Origin of the sequence: Streptomyces ficellus (assembly GCF_030406405.1) — a bacterium.
GTDB lineage: Bacteria > Actinomycetota > Actinomycetes > Streptomycetales > Streptomycetaceae > Streptomyces > Streptomyces ficellus_B.
Window position 1 is genome coordinate 183,243 of sequence record NZ_JAUEPL010000003.1, and the last position, 15,177, is coordinate 198,419.

Annotated in this window: 14 protein-coding genes, 1 tRNA gene and 1 pseudogene; 6 read left to right on the forward strand and 10 right to left on the reverse strand. The window is 72.0% G+C overall.

Going from position 1 to position 15,177, the window contains the following annotated elements:
- Positions 1 to 68: 68 nt before the first annotated feature.
- Positions 69 to 152, forward strand: a tRNA-Leu gene (locus QWM81_RS03555).
- 134 nt (positions 153 to 286) lie between these two features.
- Positions 287 to 1,168 (forward strand): Bax inhibitor-1/YccA family protein, encoded by an 882-nt coding sequence (locus QWM81_RS03560; RefSeq protein ID WP_290109972.1) that lies wholly within the window; start codon positions 287 to 289, stop codon positions 1,166 to 1,168.
- A 71-nt stretch (positions 1,169 to 1,239) separates the two neighbouring features.
- Here QWM81_RS03560 and QWM81_RS03565 read toward each other — a convergent pair whose 3' ends face one another.
- Positions 1,240 to 1,470: a DUF4287 domain-containing protein gene (locus QWM81_RS03565; protein ID WP_290109973.1), complete on the reverse strand. Its 231-nt coding sequence runs from the start codon at positions 1,468 to 1,470 to the stop codon at positions 1,240 to 1,242.
- Between the two features lie 99 nt (positions 1,471 to 1,569).
- Between QWM81_RS03565 and QWM81_RS03570 the strand changes: the two genes are divergently transcribed.
- Positions 1,570 to 1,917, forward strand: coding sequence for a hypothetical protein (locus QWM81_RS03570; RefSeq protein WP_290109974.1), 348 nt, complete (start codon positions 1,570 to 1,572; stop codon positions 1,915 to 1,917).
- Here the strand turns inward: QWM81_RS03570 and QWM81_RS03575 are convergent.
- The 3 genes from QWM81_RS03575 to QWM81_RS03585 form a co-directional block, all read right to left on the reverse strand.
- A complete protein-coding gene (locus tag QWM81_RS03575) occupies positions 1,901 to 2,767 on the reverse strand; it encodes a hypothetical protein (protein WP_290109975.1) in 867 nt (288 codons plus the stop codon). The two genes, QWM81_RS03570 and QWM81_RS03575, sit on opposite strands and share 17 nt — an antisense overlap.
- A gap of 462 nt (positions 2,768 to 3,229) precedes the next feature.
- Positions 3,230 to 4,450 (reverse strand): acetyl-CoA C-acetyltransferase, encoded by a 1,221-nt coding sequence (locus QWM81_RS03580; RefSeq protein ID WP_290109976.1) that lies wholly within the window; start codon positions 4,448 to 4,450, stop codon positions 3,230 to 3,232.
- Positions 4,451 to 4,628: 178 nt separating this feature from the next.
- Positions 4,629 to 5,633, reverse strand: a complete 1,005-nt coding sequence (locus QWM81_RS03585) for an SGNH/GDSL hydrolase family protein (RefSeq protein WP_290109977.1) — start codon at positions 5,631 to 5,633, stop codon at positions 4,629 to 4,631.
- 104 nt (positions 5,634 to 5,737) lie between these two features.
- On the opposite strand from QWM81_RS03585, the gene QWM81_RS03590 reads away from it, so the two are divergent.
- The 3 genes from QWM81_RS03590 (at position 5,738) to QWM81_RS03600 (ending at position 9,230) form a co-directional block, all read left to right on the forward strand.
- Positions 5,738 to 7,123, forward strand: a complete 1,386-nt coding sequence (locus tag QWM81_RS03590; protein WP_290109978.1) for a cystathionine beta-synthase — start codon at positions 5,738 to 5,740, stop codon at positions 7,121 to 7,123.
- A 594-nt stretch (positions 7,124 to 7,717) separates the two neighbouring features.
- Entirely contained in the window at positions 7,718 to 8,560 is an 843-nt protein-coding gene (locus tag QWM81_RS03595; RefSeq protein ID WP_290109979.1) for a MurR/RpiR family transcriptional regulator, read from the forward strand.
- Between the two features lie 106 nt (positions 8,561 to 8,666).
- Positions 8,667 to 9,230: a hypothetical protein gene (locus QWM81_RS03600; RefSeq protein ID WP_290109980.1), complete on the forward strand. Its 564-nt coding sequence runs from the start codon at positions 8,667 to 8,669 to the stop codon at positions 9,228 to 9,230.
- Between the two features lie 7 nt (positions 9,231 to 9,237).
- Here the strand turns inward: QWM81_RS03600 and QWM81_RS03605 are convergent, their stop codons facing one another.
- The 6 genes and pseudogenes from QWM81_RS03605 to QWM81_RS03630 all read right to left on the reverse strand — a co-directional run bounded on the left by QWM81_RS03605 (position 9,238) and on the right by QWM81_RS03630 (position 15,084).
- The gene (locus QWM81_RS03605) at positions 9,238 to 9,612 is read right to left on the reverse strand and encodes a hypothetical protein (RefSeq protein WP_290109981.1); all 375 of its coding nucleotides are present in this window, start codon (positions 9,610 to 9,612) and stop codon (positions 9,238 to 9,240) included.
- A 6-nt stretch (positions 9,613 to 9,618) separates the two neighbouring features.
- Positions 9,619 to 10,080 (reverse strand): roadblock/LC7 domain-containing protein, encoded by a 462-nt coding sequence (locus QWM81_RS03610; RefSeq protein ID WP_290109982.1) that lies wholly within the window; start codon positions 10,078 to 10,080, stop codon positions 9,619 to 9,621.
- A 61-nt stretch (positions 10,081 to 10,141) separates the two neighbouring features.
- The gene (locus tag QWM81_RS03615) at positions 10,142 to 10,882 is read right to left on the reverse strand and encodes a transcriptional regulator (RefSeq protein ID WP_290110050.1); all 741 of its coding nucleotides are present in this window, start codon (positions 10,880 to 10,882) and stop codon (positions 10,142 to 10,144) included.
- A 1,079-nt stretch (positions 10,883 to 11,961) separates the two neighbouring features.
- A pseudogene (locus QWM81_RS03620) lies at positions 11,962 to 12,177 on the reverse strand (hypothetical protein); the annotation flags it as partial.
- Positions 12,178 to 12,311: 134 nt separating this feature from the next.
- Positions 12,312 to 13,673: an APC family permease gene (locus tag QWM81_RS03625; protein WP_290109983.1), complete on the reverse strand. Its 1,362-nt coding sequence runs from the start codon at positions 13,671 to 13,673 to the stop codon at positions 12,312 to 12,314.
- An 85-nt stretch (positions 13,674 to 13,758) separates the two neighbouring features.
- Complete coding sequence (locus QWM81_RS03630) at positions 13,759 to 15,084, reverse strand: type III PLP-dependent enzyme domain-containing protein (protein WP_290109984.1); 1,326 nt, start codon at positions 15,082 to 15,084, stop codon at positions 13,759 to 13,761.
- Positions 15,085 to 15,177 lie beyond the last annotated feature (93 nt).

Here is a 15,177-nt window from a genome sequence, read left to right on the forward strand (position 1 = left end):
GCCACTGTTCCGCTGTTCGGGGGACGCGTCCGGATAGGCTCCTGTGCCAACGCGGAGCCGCGCGCCACGCCCGGATGGTGGAATGCAGACACGGCGAGCTTAAACCTCGCTGCCCCTTCGAGGGCGTACCGGTTCGAGTCCGGTTCCGGGCACTCACGACGCACCCCACGGGAGCGGTCCCACGACGTCGCGGGCCGTAAAGATCCTCCCCGAGCACTAGGGTGTTTCTTTTGCTCGCCCATTACTCTTGTTCCAAGGCCGCGCACGGCGGCCATGGAGGAGTGAGATGAGGAGCAGCAACCCGGTCTTCTCGCGACGGGGGTTCAGCCGCGACAACGGCTATGCGGGCTTCAACGCGCAGCAGCCGCAGGCCGGGGGCCCCGCCGCTGGAACCAACCCCTACGCGACGAACCCGTACGCCACCAACCCGTACGCGACGCAGGACGCCCAGCGCGGCGCCCCCGCACAGGCCCCGGCGCGCCCGGGCGCGATGACCATCGACGATGTCGTCTCGCGCACCGCCATGACGCTCGGTACGGTCTTCGTCACCGCGGCTCTCGCCTGGTTCCTGATGCCCGTCGACCCCGCCAACCTGGGCAGGTCGTACGGCATCGCGATCGGCGCGGCCCTCGTGGCCTTCGTCTTCGCGATGATCCAGGCCTTCAAGCGCAAGGCCTCGCCCGCGCTGATCCTGCTGTACGCGGCGTTCGAGGGCGTCTTCCTCGGCGTGATCTCCAACGCCGTCTCGACGTACGTCTCACCGGGCGTCGTCCCGCAGGCGGTGCTGGGCACCATGGCGGTCTTCGCCGGTGTGCTGATCGCGTACAAGATGCGCTGGATCCGCGTCACCCGCCGCTTCTACGGCTTCGTGATGGCCGCGGCGATGGGCTTCATCCTGCTGATGGCGGTGAACCTGCTGTTCTCCGTCTTCGGCGGCGGTGACGGCCTGGGCTTCCGCAGCGGTGGCCTCGGCATCCTGTTCGGTGTCATCGGCATCGTCATCGGCGCGTGCTTCCTGGCCCTGGACTTCAAGCAGGTCGAGGACGGCATCGCGTACGGCGCTCCGCGCGAGGAGTCGTGGCTGGCGGCCTTCGGCCTCACCATGACCCTGGTCTGGATCTACCTGGAGTTCCTACGGCTGATCTCGATCCTGCAGGGCGACGACTGACGCCCGTGATCGTGGGAAGGGCCCGTCCGGCATACGCCGGGCGGGCCCTCCGCCGTGTTCGACGCCCGTCGTCAGAGCAGCTTCCGCGCGGCTCGCCTCAGGTCGTACTCATGGATGATCGCTTTGGCGTGTCCGTAACTGAGGTTGTGCTCGCCCCGGAGCCAGCTCACCTTCTCCTCGAAACGGACGAGGGAGGGGCCTTCCTCGACGGCGCGAAGCCATTCGGACACTTGCCGGCCGGTGCAATGGGGAATGCGGGAGAGCAGATTTCGATGGGTCTCTTCGGAGAAGACTTGGGACATCGGCGCCTCCGGACGCTTTGCGCGTGTGCTCCTTCACGACACCGTGCCCGAGCGTTCGCCCGTTGGCAACAGTCCCTTCGGGGCGCGTAGGGTCGCGGGGTGCTTGATACGACTGAGCTGACCGTCGCCGTCGAACGGTTCGCCGACCGGCTGCGGGCCGCACCGCAGAGCCGGCTCCAGCGGGGCGCGGCGGCCCAGGGACTGGCGCTGGCCAGGGAATTGTCGCTGCGGGCGCAGCGGATCGAGGCGCCGGACGCACCGCCGCGGACCATGCCGGACGCCGGGATCTTCGCGGTTGCGGACCAGCTTGTGGTGGCGTGCAACGATCTGGCGGAGGTCTTGCGAACGGCCCCGGCCGGCTCTCCGCTCCAGGGGGAGCTGCTGCGGCGGGAGCTTGACGAGGCCGTGGCGGCGGTGCGGCGGGCGGCCGCTACAGCGACGCTATGACGCGGTCGGCCAGGATGTAGACGTTGTCGGCGTCGCTGCCGTCGCCGCACGCGAAGGTCAGGGCGTACGCGCCCGAGACTCCGGAGCCGCCCAGCAGGACGGGCGTCTCGCCGCTGCGCAGCGCGTCCGCGAGGCGCTCGGCGGTCTCCCGGTGGCCGGGGGTCATGCACAGGGTCGTGCCGTCGGCGAAGACGTACACGTCCAGCGTGCCGAGCGGACCGGGGCGTACGTCGGTGAGCGCCGTACGCGTCTCGGCGAGCTCCTCCAGCCGGGCCACGGTGCGCTCGTGGTCGGTGACGACAGGTGTCTGGACCGGCACGAAGTCGGGGTGGGAGGGGTGGCGGCGGCGGGCCGCGGCGAGCTCCGGGGAGTCCTCGGGGTACTCGGTGAGGCCGGGGAAGTCCGGCAGCTCGGCGAGCGAGTCGAGGTCGTCCAGACCATCGGCGTACTCCGCGTACTCGGCGCCCAGGTCCATGGCCTCCAGGCCCGCGAAGTCCGCCTGGCGCGGCACGAAGAACGGCCCCTCGTCCGCCAGGCCGGCCATCCCGCCCAGCAGCGGCCCCGGCGCGTCCGCGGCGTCCCTGGCCTCCTGGGCGGCCCAGAAGGCCCGCGCCTCGGCCAGCTCGCGCTCACGCTCCTCGGCGAGGGCCTCGGCGACGGCGGCGCGTATGTCCTCGGCGGTGCGGGCATGGGGTACGGCGGGAGCACGGCCGTCGCCGTTCGCGGCGGCGAGCTCCGTGCGCAGCGCCGTGACCTGCTTGCGCAGCCCGTGGGCGGCGTGCAGGGCAGCGGCGCCCACGGCCGTGGCGGCGGCCGTGGTCATCAGCAGGGCGAGAGACATGGCGCTCACTGACTTACTCCCGGTTTCAATCGATCCCCCGCACTTCCTACATCAGCTTGTCGTGTGCTCGCGCCCCCTGTCAGTGCATTACGTCACGAATTGGACAGGTATTTTGTCGCGGCGTTCGCGCCGCTGACAGCCATGACCTGCACAAACGAATCTCCCCCGGGAGATAGGTCACATCCTGGGGGAGATTCGGTCACGGCTGGGACGCGGAACGATTGGTTCACGAGCGTGCTCTCGTGGTCGGGTTCCGCTTCGCTATCGCTGCGGGCAGGTGCCGCCCTCGCCGCGTGGGGGAGCCGTATGCCGGTACGGCCGGGCGGCCCCTACCCTCCGCTACAGCTCAGCTGAGCCGCTCGGTGTTCTTGGTCGCGCTCAGCTTCGCTACCGCTGCGGGCAGGTGCCGCCTCGCTGCGTGGGGGAGCCGTATGCCGGTACGGCCGGGCGGCCCCTACCCTCCGCTACAGCTCAGCTGAGCCGCTCGATGACCATGGCCATGCCCTGGCCGCCGCCCACGCACATGGTCTCCAGGCCGAACTGCTTGTCGTGGAACTGGAGGCTGTTGATCAGAGTGCCGGTGATGCGGGCGCCGGTCATGCCGAAGGGGTGGCCCACGGCGATGGCGCCGCCGTTGACGTTGAGCTTGTCGAGCGGGATGTCCAGGTCCCGGTAGGACGGGATGACCTGGGCGGCGAACGCCTCGTTGATCTCCACCAGGTCGATGTCGCCGATGGTCAGCCCCGCGCGCCGGAGGGCCTGCTGGGAGGCCTCGACGGGCCCGTACCCCATGATCTCCGGGGAGAGGCCGGAGACGCCGGTCGACACGATGCGGGCGAGCGGGGTGAGGCCCAGCTCGCGCGCCTTGGTGTCGGACATGATCACGAGCGCGGCGGCGCCGTCGTTGAGCGGGCAGCAGTTGCCGGCGGTGACGCGGCCGTCGGGGCGGAAGACCGGCTTGAGGCCCTGGACACCCTCCAGCGTGACGCCGGCGCGCGGGCCGTCGTCCTTGGAGACGACGGTGCCGTCGGGGGTCGTGACCGGCGTGATCTCGCGCTCCCAGAAGCCGTTCTTGATGGCTTCCTCGGCGAGGTTCTGGGACCGTACGCCGAACTCGTCCATCTCCTGGCGGGTGACGCCCTTCAGGCGGGCCAGGTTCTCCGCGGTCTGGCCCATCGCGATGTACGGGTCGGGCAGCAGGCCGTCCTCGCGCGGGTCGTGCCAGTCGGCGCCCTCCTGCTCGGCGCGGGCGGCGGTGCGGGCCTCCGCCTCGGCGAAGAGCGGGTTGTGGGTGTCGGGCAGGCCGTCGCTGGTGCCCTTGACCGAGCGGGACACCATCTCGACACCGGCGGAGATGAAGACGTCGCCCTCGCCCGCCTTGATGGCGTGCAGGGCCATGCGGGAAGTCTGGAGCGATGAGGAGCAGTACCGGGTGATGGTGCAGCCGGGGAGGTGGTCCATCCCCATCTGCACGGCGACGATACGGCCGAGGTTGTGCCCCTGCTCGCCGCCGGGCAGGCCGCAGCCGAGCATCAGGTCATCGATGTCACGCGGGTCGAGCTCGGGCACCTTGGCGAGCGCGGCCTGGATGATCGTGGCGGTCAGGTCGTCCGGCCGCAGGTCCTTCAGCGAGCCCTTGAAGGCCCGGCCGATGGGGGAGCGGGCGGCTGAGACGATCACGGCTTCGGGCATCACGGCTCCAGAGGGGCGAAGGGCAGGACTGAGAGGGAAGTTACCTGTACGTACCGCATAGGTCACCGGGGCGGGCATGTGATGCGGACCGCATTTCTAAGCGCTCGCTCAGGTGGGGTTCCGATTCCCCGCTCTGCCCCTTCCCGAAACCCGGGGCTCCACCCCCTGGCCGGCCCCGTCAGGAGTGGGCGTCCGGGAGGGGCGCCGGGTCCGGGACGGCGGCGGGCAGCCGGCGACGGCGGCGGTGCTTGAGCAGCGCCCACGGCGCACGCGCGCCCGTGACCTCCGTACCGGCCTCCTCCACCGCCTCCGCCGCGGCCTTCGCGACCGGCAGCATGCCCTCCCGGCGGTCCGCCTCCAGCCGGTCCTCCTCCGGCCATACGCCCAGCACCGCACAGACCGTCGGCAGCACCGCCATCGCTGCCGTCGCGTACCCCTCCGCCGACGGGTGGTAGTTGTCCGCCCCGAACATCTCCCGCGGGTTCGCCGCGAACTCCGGCCCCAGCAGGTCGCCCAGCGAGACCGTACGGCCGCCCTGCTCCACGACCACGATCGTCTGCGCCGCCGCCAGCTGCCGTGACACCCGCCGCGCCAGCCACCGCAGCGGCTGGTACACCGGCTCGATCGTGCCCAGGTCGGGGCAGGTGCCGACCACCACCTCCGCTCCCGCCGTACGCAACCGGCGCACCGCCGCCGCCAGATACCGCACCGACTGCGTCGGCGACATCCGGTGCGTCACGTCATTCGCGCCGATCATGATCACGCACGCGTCCGGGAGCCGCCCCGGATGGGCCAGGAGGAGCGTGACCTGGCGCTCCAGGTCGTCGGAGCGGGCGCCGGGGAGGGCGACGTTGCGCAGCTCCACGGGACGCTCCGCGACCGCCGCCAGGCCCGACGCCAGCAGCGCGCCCGGTGTCTGGCCCGCCCGCCGCACGCCCTGCCCCGCCGCCGTCGAATCACCCAGGAGGGCGAGCCGCAGGGGCTCCGCACCGCCTTCGTACCCCCGGCCGTACAGCCCGTCGGCCGCCGGCGGCAGCGGCGCCACACCACCACCCACCGAACGCTTCGCGAGCTGCACCTCGGCCAGCAGCACTCCGACCGCCGCCACCCCCAGCAGGCCGGCGCCGCCGCCCCCGTACGCCGCTCCGGCGGCGATCCGCCGTGCCACCCTCGCCCTCGACATAGGGGCAGTCACCTCCTCGTAGCCGTACAAGAGCTAACTGCCCCGTAACCACCTCCGACTACGCATACGCTGGCTGGACCATTACGGAGACCCCGGAGACTACGGTGCAATACCACGACTCGATGATCAGCCTCGTCGGCAACACCCCGCTGGTGAAGCTCAACAGTGTGACCGAGGGCCTTCAGGCCACCGTCCTTGCCAAGGTCGAGTACTTCAATCCCGGCGGTTCGGTCAAGGACCGCATCGCCCTGCGCATGATCGAGGCGGCCGAGCAGAGCGGCGCCCTGAAGCCCGGCGGCACCATCGTCGAGCCCACGTCCGGCAACACGGGCGTCGGGCTCGCCATCGTGGCCCAGCAGAAGGGCTACAAATGCATCTTCGTCTGCCCCGACAAGGTCTCGACGGACAAGATCAACGTTCTTCGGGCGTACGGTGCCGAGGTCGTCGTCTGCCCCACGGCGGTGGACCCCGAGCACCCCGACTCGTACTACAACGTCTCCGACCGCCTCGTCCGTGAGACGCCCGGTGCGTGGAAGCCCGACCAGTACTCCAACCCGAACAACCCCCGTTCGCACTACGAGACCACCGGTCCCGAACTGTGGGAGCAGACGGACGGGAAGATCACCCACTTCGTCGCCGGCGTCGGCACCGGCGGCACCATCACCGGCACCGGCCGCTACCTGAAGGAAGTCAGCGGCGGCACGGTGCGCGTCGTCGGCGCCGACCCGGAGGGATCGGTTTACTCCGGCGGCTCCGGGCGGCCCTACCTGGTCGAAGGCGTCGGCGAGGACTTCTGGCCCACCGCGTACGACCGGACCGTCACCGACGAGATCATCGCCGTGTCCGACAAGGACTCCTTCCAGATGACCCGCCGCCTCGCCAAGGAGGAGGGCCTCCTCGTCGGCGGGTCGTGCGGCATGGCCGTCGTCGCGGCGCTGCGCGTCGCCGAGGGCCTGGGCCCCGACGACGTCGTGGTCGTCCTGCTGCCGGACAGCGGCCGCGGCTACCTCTCCAAGATCTTCAACGACGAGTGGATGGCCGACTACGGCTTCCTGGAGGAGGCCGGCCCGTCCGCCAGCGTCGGCGACGTGCTGCGCCACAAGGAGGGCGGGATCCCCAAGCTCGTCCACATGCACCCGGAGGAGACGGTCGGCGAGGCCATCGACGTCCTGCGGGAGTACGGCGTCTCCCAGATGCCCATCGTCAAGCCCGGCGCCGGACACCCCGACGTCATGGCCGCCGAGGTCGTCGGCTCCGTCGTCGAACGCGAGCTGCTGGACGCCCTGTTCACCAAGCGCGCCTCCCTGGACGACCCGCTCGACAAGCACATGAGCGCGCCGCTGCCGCAGGTCGGCTCCGGTGAGCCGGTCGCCGACCTGATGTCCGTCCTCGGTGACGCGGACGCGGCGATCGTGCTGGTCGAGGGCAAGCCCACCGGAGTGGTGAGCCGTCAGGACCTGCTCGCCTTCCTCGCGCGAGGCGGCAAGTAGGCACCGCGCCACGGAGCTTCGCGCAAACGGTACGAGCACGTCACGTAGCGGCAGCACCCGCTTAACACGCGCCCGGCATCGTCATCCGTGTCGGCGTAAGGGAACTTCCGGAGCGGCTCCCGGACCTCTCAGCACGCCGCGGACGCGGAGACCGGCCCTGACCCGGGCCCGTGTCCCCCGCGGGGACCGCCGTCGTCCCGCCCCCCGGCAACGGGGGTGCGGCGGTCCCCGCGGTTTCCTCCCTCAGCCCCGGATCTCCGTGTCGTCCGGGAGTAGTTCGGTGATCCTCGTCCAGATGGGCGTTCAGTAGCCAGTCCGTCACCGATGGCCTCGCGGTTCTCCCGGATTCAGCACGCCGCGCCGCCGAACACGAGGCCTGTGCCGGTGCTCAGGCCGGGCTTGACGGGTCGGGCGCCACGGTCGGCGCGGTCAATCCTCGGGCAGCTGCGGGCAGTGGCCGGCCGGGGGTTCGGCCCGTCGGTGGTTGGGCACCGAGCGGTCCTCGCCACTCCGGGGTCCGGCTATCGCTTGCCGGGGCTGTATACCGTCATGCAGAGTGCTGGGTGAGTGAATAAAACGAGGGGGACGGACGGCATGAACGACAGCCCTGCCACACGGCTGCAGGCGCTCTTCGAGGGGCACCGGCTGACGCCGACGCAGCGGCGGATCGCGCACTCGATGGTGCGGCGCGCCGCCGATGTGCCGTTCCTGTCGAGCGTGGAGCTCGCCGAGCTGGCCGGAGTCAGCCAGCCGTCCGTCACCCGGTTCGCGGTGGCGCTCGGGTTCGACGGCTACCCCGCGCTGCGCAAGCACCTGCGCGAGGTGGCGCCCGGCGAACCCGCCGCGGGGGCGGGCGAGTCGGCGCTCAACGAGTACCAGCAGGCGGTGCTCGGCGAGATCGAGAACCTGCGCCATCTCGCCGAGATGCTCGCCGACCCCGAGCCGGTGGAACGCGCCGGGCGGCTGCTCGCCTCCTCCCGGCCGCTGCCCGTGCTGGGGCTGCGCGCCGCGTCCTCGCAGGCGCGCGGGTTCGCGTACTTCGCGGCCAAGGTCCACCCCGACGTACGGCTGCTCGACGAGGGCGGCACGATGCTCACCGACCGGATCGACGCGGCGGTGCGCGCGGGCGCCACGGTGCTGCTGTGCTTCGCGCTGCCCCGCCACCCCCGGGAGGTCGTGGACGCCCTCGCGTACGCCCAGGAGGCCGGTCTGACCGTCGTGACGGTCGCCGACTCGGCGTTCGCCCCGGTCGCCAAACACAGCGACCTGCTGCTCCCCGCGGCGGTCGGCACCGGCCTCGTCTTCGACACCGCGTGCGCGCCGATGCTGCTGGGGCGGGTGCTGCTGGAGGCGATGTGCGACGGGCTGCCGGACGCACAGGCGCGGCTGGAGGAGTTCGACGCGCGGGCGGCGGCCCGTGGCCTGTTCGTGGAATAGGGCGGGTTCGGCAGGTTCCTCGAAGGGCTTTTCCCTCTCAGGAGACTTTAAGGAAAGGGCGCTACCCTCCCGCCGCACCCAGGTGGTCGTGGAAAGGGAGGCGGACGTGGCGCGGGGAGCGCAGACGCTGGCGAGAGTGGCCGTGGTCGTACGGGCGGGGGCGGCACCCATGTGGTGGCTGGGGCTGCTGGCCGCCGCTGCCGGGGCGTGGCCGGAGGGGCTCACCGGGCGGCGCATCGGGCTGCTGACCGGGGCCGCGCTCTTCCTGGCGACCGCCACCGTGGTGGCGCTGGCGCGGCGCGGGCGGTACGCGCGGCTGGCGGCGCAGGCCACCAGGGCCGCGCGGGCCGACTTCCTCCAGGACCGGGCCGTGACGCTACGGGTCTGGCGGCGCGCCCACCGCTGGTGGCTGGCGGCCGCGTTCCTCGCCGCGCTCGGCTCGTCGTTCGCGCTGCCCGGCGCGGGCGGGCTGTGGCTGGCGGGCGCGGGCGCCGGGCTGTGGCTGAAGGCCGTGTGGCTGGGCCGCCGGGAACGTACCGAGGACAGGCTGCTGTGGGTGCGTACCGACTGGCTGGCCAAGGGACCTGCCGGCAAGCCCGTCAAGGCGTACCGGTCCACGGGCATCGCGGCGGGCGACGCCGCGCCGGGCGGGGCGCGGCGGCGCCGCTGAGCCTGCGTCAGATCTCCAGCTCCGCTTCGATCTTGCGCAGTTGGTGGCGTGCCATCGCCAGGTTCGCCCGGTTCTTGTCGAGCGCCAGGTAGAGGAACAGGCCGTTCGTGCCACGGCTCTTGAGCAGCCGGATCAGGTGGTACTGACCGCCCAGGGTGATCAGGATGTCCTCGATCTCGTCCTGGAGGCCGAGCATCTCCATGGTGCGCAGCTTGGCCCGTACGACATCGGTGTTGCCCGCGGCGGCGACCGCCAGGTCGAGATCCTTGCCGCCGCCGATCGTGCCGAGCGCCATCCCGCTGGTGTAGTCGACGAGCGCCGCGCCCAGAGCGCCGTCGATGGTGGTCGTGGCTTCCTTGAGGGCGGTTTCGGCGTTGGCCATGGCGTATCACGCTTCCTTCGGTTGATGGGACGGGAGGGGCGGTATGGCGGGCAGGGGCAGGGGTGCCGGTGACCGGGCGGGTTCGCGTCGTTCCAGGGCGCCGTCGACCAGCTCGCCGATGCGGGCACTGGAGCGCCGGGCCTCCAGGTGGAGGCGGCCCACGTTGACGCGGGGCTCGGCGAGCAGGGTCAGCACGGCCGCGCCGCCCGCCGCGTACGTCGCGACGTAGCCGTCCTCGCCGCGCACCAGCAGCTCGCGGAAGGCGCCCTGTCCGGTGGCGTCGGTGAGCCGCAGCGCGACGCCGAGCGCGGCCGCGGTGAGCGCGGCGACGCCCTCCGCGGCGTCGGCATCGGCCGTATCGCGGGCCAGCACCAGGCCGTCCGCGGTGGCCGCGAGAGCGCCGGTCAGCTGCGGGAGACGCGCCCGCAGACGTCTGAGCTCGCCGAGCACCTCGGCTTCGGCCGTCATCAACTGCCTCCTCTCGGCGCGCTGTCGCAGGGCGCGCCTCATGAGCTGGTCGGGCGGGGCGTCACAGGTGTGCCTCCAGGGCGTCACGGAGCCGGCGGAGCAGGGCGATGTCGGGGTCTCGGGCTGGGGCGGGGTCTGGGTCTGGGTCTTGGTCTTGGGCTCGCTCTGGGGCGGGGTCTCGGTCTGGGTCGCGGTCTGGGTCTGATGCGGTTTCGTTGGGGGCCGGCTCGTACGGGGTCGGCTCGTGCGGGGTCGCGACGAGCCCGGCCGCGGCCAGCCGGCGGACGTCCAGCAGGGTGTGGAAGGCGGGGCGGCCCAGTGCCCAGGCGAGCTGCGCGGGGGTACGGACCCCGTCGGCCTGCGCCAGCAGGGCGCGCTGACGGGCGGTGACCGTCTGGCCGGGGGACGCGGGCCGGGGAACGACGGGCGCGGTGTCGACGGCCGGATACGGCCACACGCTGTCGAGCAGCAGGCGGCGGCGCAGCGTCTCCCGCTCCACGTCGGTCGCGGAAACGGGGCGCACCGTGCCGGTCCAGGGGGCGACGCCGTACCGGAAACGGGCGGGGCCGCCGGGGGCGAGGGCGAAGAACGCCGCGTCGAACAGAGCCCCCAGCAGGCAGATCTCCAGCTCGCCGGCCGCGATCCGCCCGCGCGCCAGCCGCCCGCCTGCCGTCAGCAGCACGTCCGGCCCGGGCGCGACCGGGCTCTCGGCGTGCACGATCCGCCCCTCGACCAGGTACAGCGTGCCGTGATCGCGCAGCAGCGCCCCGGTCGCCCGCTCCTCGGCGAGCCTCAGCAGCATGGGCGACACCACCGCCCCGCCGACGTGAGCGCTCACACCAGCACCAGCCGCTCGGCCAGCTCCCGCAGGCGGAGGCGGGCGAGGGCCAGGTTGCCGGTGGAGCGGTCCAGCCACAGATGGAGGAAGACGCTGCTGTCGAACGTCGTCCCGACGAACCGCAGCACGTGATACGCGGTACGGGTCGTCACGATCACGTCCTCGACGGGCGGTTCCCGCACGGTGACAGGCGATGAGACCGAAGGTTCGAGGGCCGGATCGGCGGGGGTGACGTGTTGCCCGTTCACGTCCGGGGGCGGCAGCTGGGCGGAGGCGGCCGCGGGCGGCGGATCAAAGTCCGAAACCTGCCGGGCGGCGACTGCGGCCCGTCCCGCGAGGAGCGGGAGCCGGGGGTCGGCCGGTGAGGAGGGGTGGGTAGCCGGCGCGGTCGGTAAGCCTGTGGGCCCGGCCGGCGTGGCGGGGTGGGTGGCCTGTGAAGCGGTGGGGGCGGTCGGTGGGGTGGGGTGGCTGGCCGGTGTGGCGGTGGGGGCGGTTGGCGTGGCGGGGTGGGTGGCCTGTGAAGCGGCGGGGTCGGTCGGTGGAGCGGGATGGCTGGCCGGTGTGGCGGTGGGGGCGGTCGGCGTGGCGGTGGGGGCGGCCGGTAAGCGGGTGGGACCGGTCGGTGTCCCCCGGTGGGTGGTGCGTGAAGTGGCGGGGCCGGTCGGTGGGGCGGGGGGGCTGGCCGGTGTGGCGGTGGGGCCGGTCGGCGGGCTGAGGTGGCTGGCCGGTGACGCGGGCGGGCCGGCCGGCGTGGCCGAGAGGTCGGCTCGTAAAACGGCTGGGTCGATCGACGGGACCGGTGAGGCTGTCGGCGTGGCCAGTTGGGTGGCCGGTATCGCGGGCGGGGCGGTCGGCGTGGCCGGTAAGCCCGCTCGGTCGGCCGGTATCGCCCGGTCGGTGGCCCGTGAGGCGGGGTCGGTCGGCGTGGCCGGTTGGGCGGCCCCCCGTGAAACAACGGCGTCAGTCGGCGTGGCCAGTGAGGCTGCGCTGCCGGGCGGTGGGGGCTCGGTCCCGCGCCCGGGGGCGGCCGAGAAGGCCGTCCCGGGCAACGCGTCGCCCCCCGAGGCGCACGCGAACGACTCGTACTCCGCCGCCGCCCGCGCCAGTTCGGCCGTTTCCGCGGCGGTCGTCTCGTGGTCGCCCACCGGGGACTGGCCGGCCGTGCCGAGGGCGAGGCCGCTGGTCCAGTCGACGAGCGCGGCGCCCCGCGCGCCCGGCAGGGCCATCGCTTCGAGCAGGCACTCGTCGATTCCGGGCACGCGGGCTCCCCTCCCTGTGTTTCCCGTTGCGCAACCACATCGCTGTGACGGTGACGTTACTCAACGTTCGCCCTACAGGGGGGAGTTTTGGCATTTTCCCGTGGAACGTGCCAGGCGGGTGATACAGTCGCCGGTTACGCCTCTCCGCGCACCCGCATCACCACCTTGTTCACCGCCCACAGCCCCACGCCGATCGCCACGAGGATCGCCGCCCGGATGTAGACGTCCGCGTCCCGCTCGGCCAGCGGGCTGGCGAGGATCAGCGCGGTGATCGCCCCGAGGACCGGCAGCACCGTCGGCGTACGGAAGTGCTGGTGGTCGACCGGGTCGCGGCGCAGCACCAGTACCGCGATGTTGACCACCGCGAAGACGCACAGCAGCAGGAACGCGGTCGTGTCGCCCAGGCCCTCGATCTCGCCGGTCGAGACCAGTCCGATGGCGAGGATGGTCACGAAGACGATGCCGACGACGGGGGTGCGGCGCACGCGCAGCACGCGGCCCATCGCGCGCGGCAGGATCCGCTCGTTGGCCATGCCGTAACAGAGCCGCGAGGCCATCATGATGTTGATGAGGGCGGAGTTGGTGACGGCGAACAGCGCGATGAGGGCGAAGACCTTGGGCGGGAAGTCGAGTCCGCCGGCCTTGACCACCTCCAGCAGCGGACCGCTGGACTTCTCCAGGGTCCGGTAGTCGACCAGGAGTGAGGAGACCAGCGCCACCAGGACGTAGATGGTGCCGGTGACGGCGACGCCGGTGAAGATCGCCCGGGGGAAGACGCGGACCGGGTCGCGGGTCTCCTCGGCCATGTTGACCGAGTCCTCGAAGCCGACGAACGCGAAGAAGCCGAGCGCGGTGGCCCCCAGCACGCTGGTGAGCAGCGCGTACCCGGTTCCGGTCGCCTGGAACTCACCCAGCCGCGACGGCTCTCCGCCCTCCGTCAGCACCGCCCACGCGCCGATGGCGAGGATGACCGCCAGGCCGGTCACCTCGACGAGCGTGAGGACAACGTTCGTCTTCACGGACTCCGACACGCCCCGGAGGTTGAGCGCGGCGAGGGCCAGGATGAACAGGATCGCGATCAGCGTGGGCGGAACCACGCCTTCCGTGAACTCGGCGAGGTAGTCACCGCTGAACGCGCGGGCGGCGGCGCTGGCGGACGACAGGCCCGAGCACATCACCATGAAGGCGACGATGAAGGTCAGGAAGGGGACCTTGAAGGCCTTCTGGGTGTAGAGGGCCGCTCCGGCCGCCCTCGGATACTTGCCGACGAGTTCGACGTACGACGCCGCCGTCAGGATCGCGACGACGAAGCCGATCACGAAGGGCAGCCACAGCGCGCCCCCGACCTTCCCCGCCACCTTGCCGGTGGTGGCGTAGATGCCGGTGCCCAGGATGTCGCCGATGACGAAGAGGATCAGCAGTTTCGGCCCGATGGCCCGCTTGAGAGCGGTCGGTTCCTCGGGGTGGCCCCGGGCCGGCTCTTCGGTGGTGGTCATGGGGAGGTTCTGCCCGAAGTGGCCGACGAGATTCCGCTCAGTTCATCCGATCGGTTCAGCCCGTCAGCAGTCCGTCAGGAGTCCGTCAACAGTCCGTCAGCAGTGCGTCCGGGTGTCCGCCGCCCGCCTCGGCGACGATCTCCGCGACGGTCTGCGGCGGGCGTACGGTCGCGAAGCGGACGCTGCCGTCGTCGCGGACCGTGAACCCGTACACGCCCGGGCGGGTGAGGGAGTTGTACGCGTAGTGGTGCGCGAAGTAGTACGCCCCGGTGTCCAGCGCCGCCACGATGTCGCCCTGTTCGAGCAGCGGCAGCGGGCGCTTCACGGCCAGCAGGTCGCCCGCGAAGCACGCCGGTCCCGCCACGTCCTGGTCGACGGCCGGGCCCTGCTTGGGCCGCCCCTTCGCGTCGTACGCGGCGATGCGCAGCGGCCACGACGCCGGGTCGTAGACGGTACGGGTGGCGACCTGGACGCCCGCGTGCGTGACGGCGATGGGGCGGGAACCCGACGTCTTGGCGTACTCGACACGGGCCAGGACCGTGCCGTGCTTGGCCAGCAGTGACCGGCCGAACTCGGTGACCAGGCCGTACCGCCCGTCGAAGAGCCCCGGCACTTCGGTGGCCAGGAGGCGGGCGTACTCGGCGTACGTCGGGGTCTCGTCGTCGGAGGTGAAGTTGACCGGCAGGCCGCCGCCGATGTCGATGGTGTCGACCTGGCGGCGCCCGGCGGCCGCGTTGATCTCCTCGGCGAGCTCGTAGACCTCCTTGATGCCGGTGACCATCAGCCCGAGCGGTACGCCCTGGGACCCGGAGTGGGTGTGCAGCCGGGTCAGCCAGGGGCGGGCGAGATACGCCTGGACGACCCGGGCGCGGGCGCCCTCGTCGCGCAGCGCGATGCCGAACTTGGAGGTCGCGGTGGCGGTGGAGAGCGCGTCGATCGTGCCGCCGCCGATCTGCGGGTTCACCCGGAGGCCGAGGGGGGAGCCCGTGTGGCCGTGGGCGGCCAGCAGCGTGTCGAGCCGGGCCAGCTCCTGCGGGTTGTCGGCGTTGACGGCGATGTTGAGGGCCAGGGCCTCGCGCAGCTCGGCGGGGGTCTTGGCGGGCGAGTCGAGGACGATCCGCTCCGGTGGGACGCCGGCGGCGCGGGCCAGGGCCAGCTCGCCGGGGCTCGCGACCTCGGCGCCGAGCCCCGCCTCGTACAGCAGGCGCAGGACGGGGACGAGCGGGCAGGCCTTGACGGCGAAGGCGTGCAGGACGGGCGCGTCGGTGACATCGGCGAAGGCGGCGCGCAGCGCGGCGGCGGAGGCGCGGATGCCGGCGACGTCGAGAAGGGCGGCGACGGGTTCGGTCCCGGTGAGGAGGGCTTGGTCGACTGCTGCTCGTACGGCCTGATCGCGACGGTCTGAAGCCATGTTCTCCAGCCAATCACCCGGCCTCGCGCACCGCAGCCGTTGACTACATCTATTCATCGGTCCAAGATGTGAATAACTGGTTCTGCAATCAGT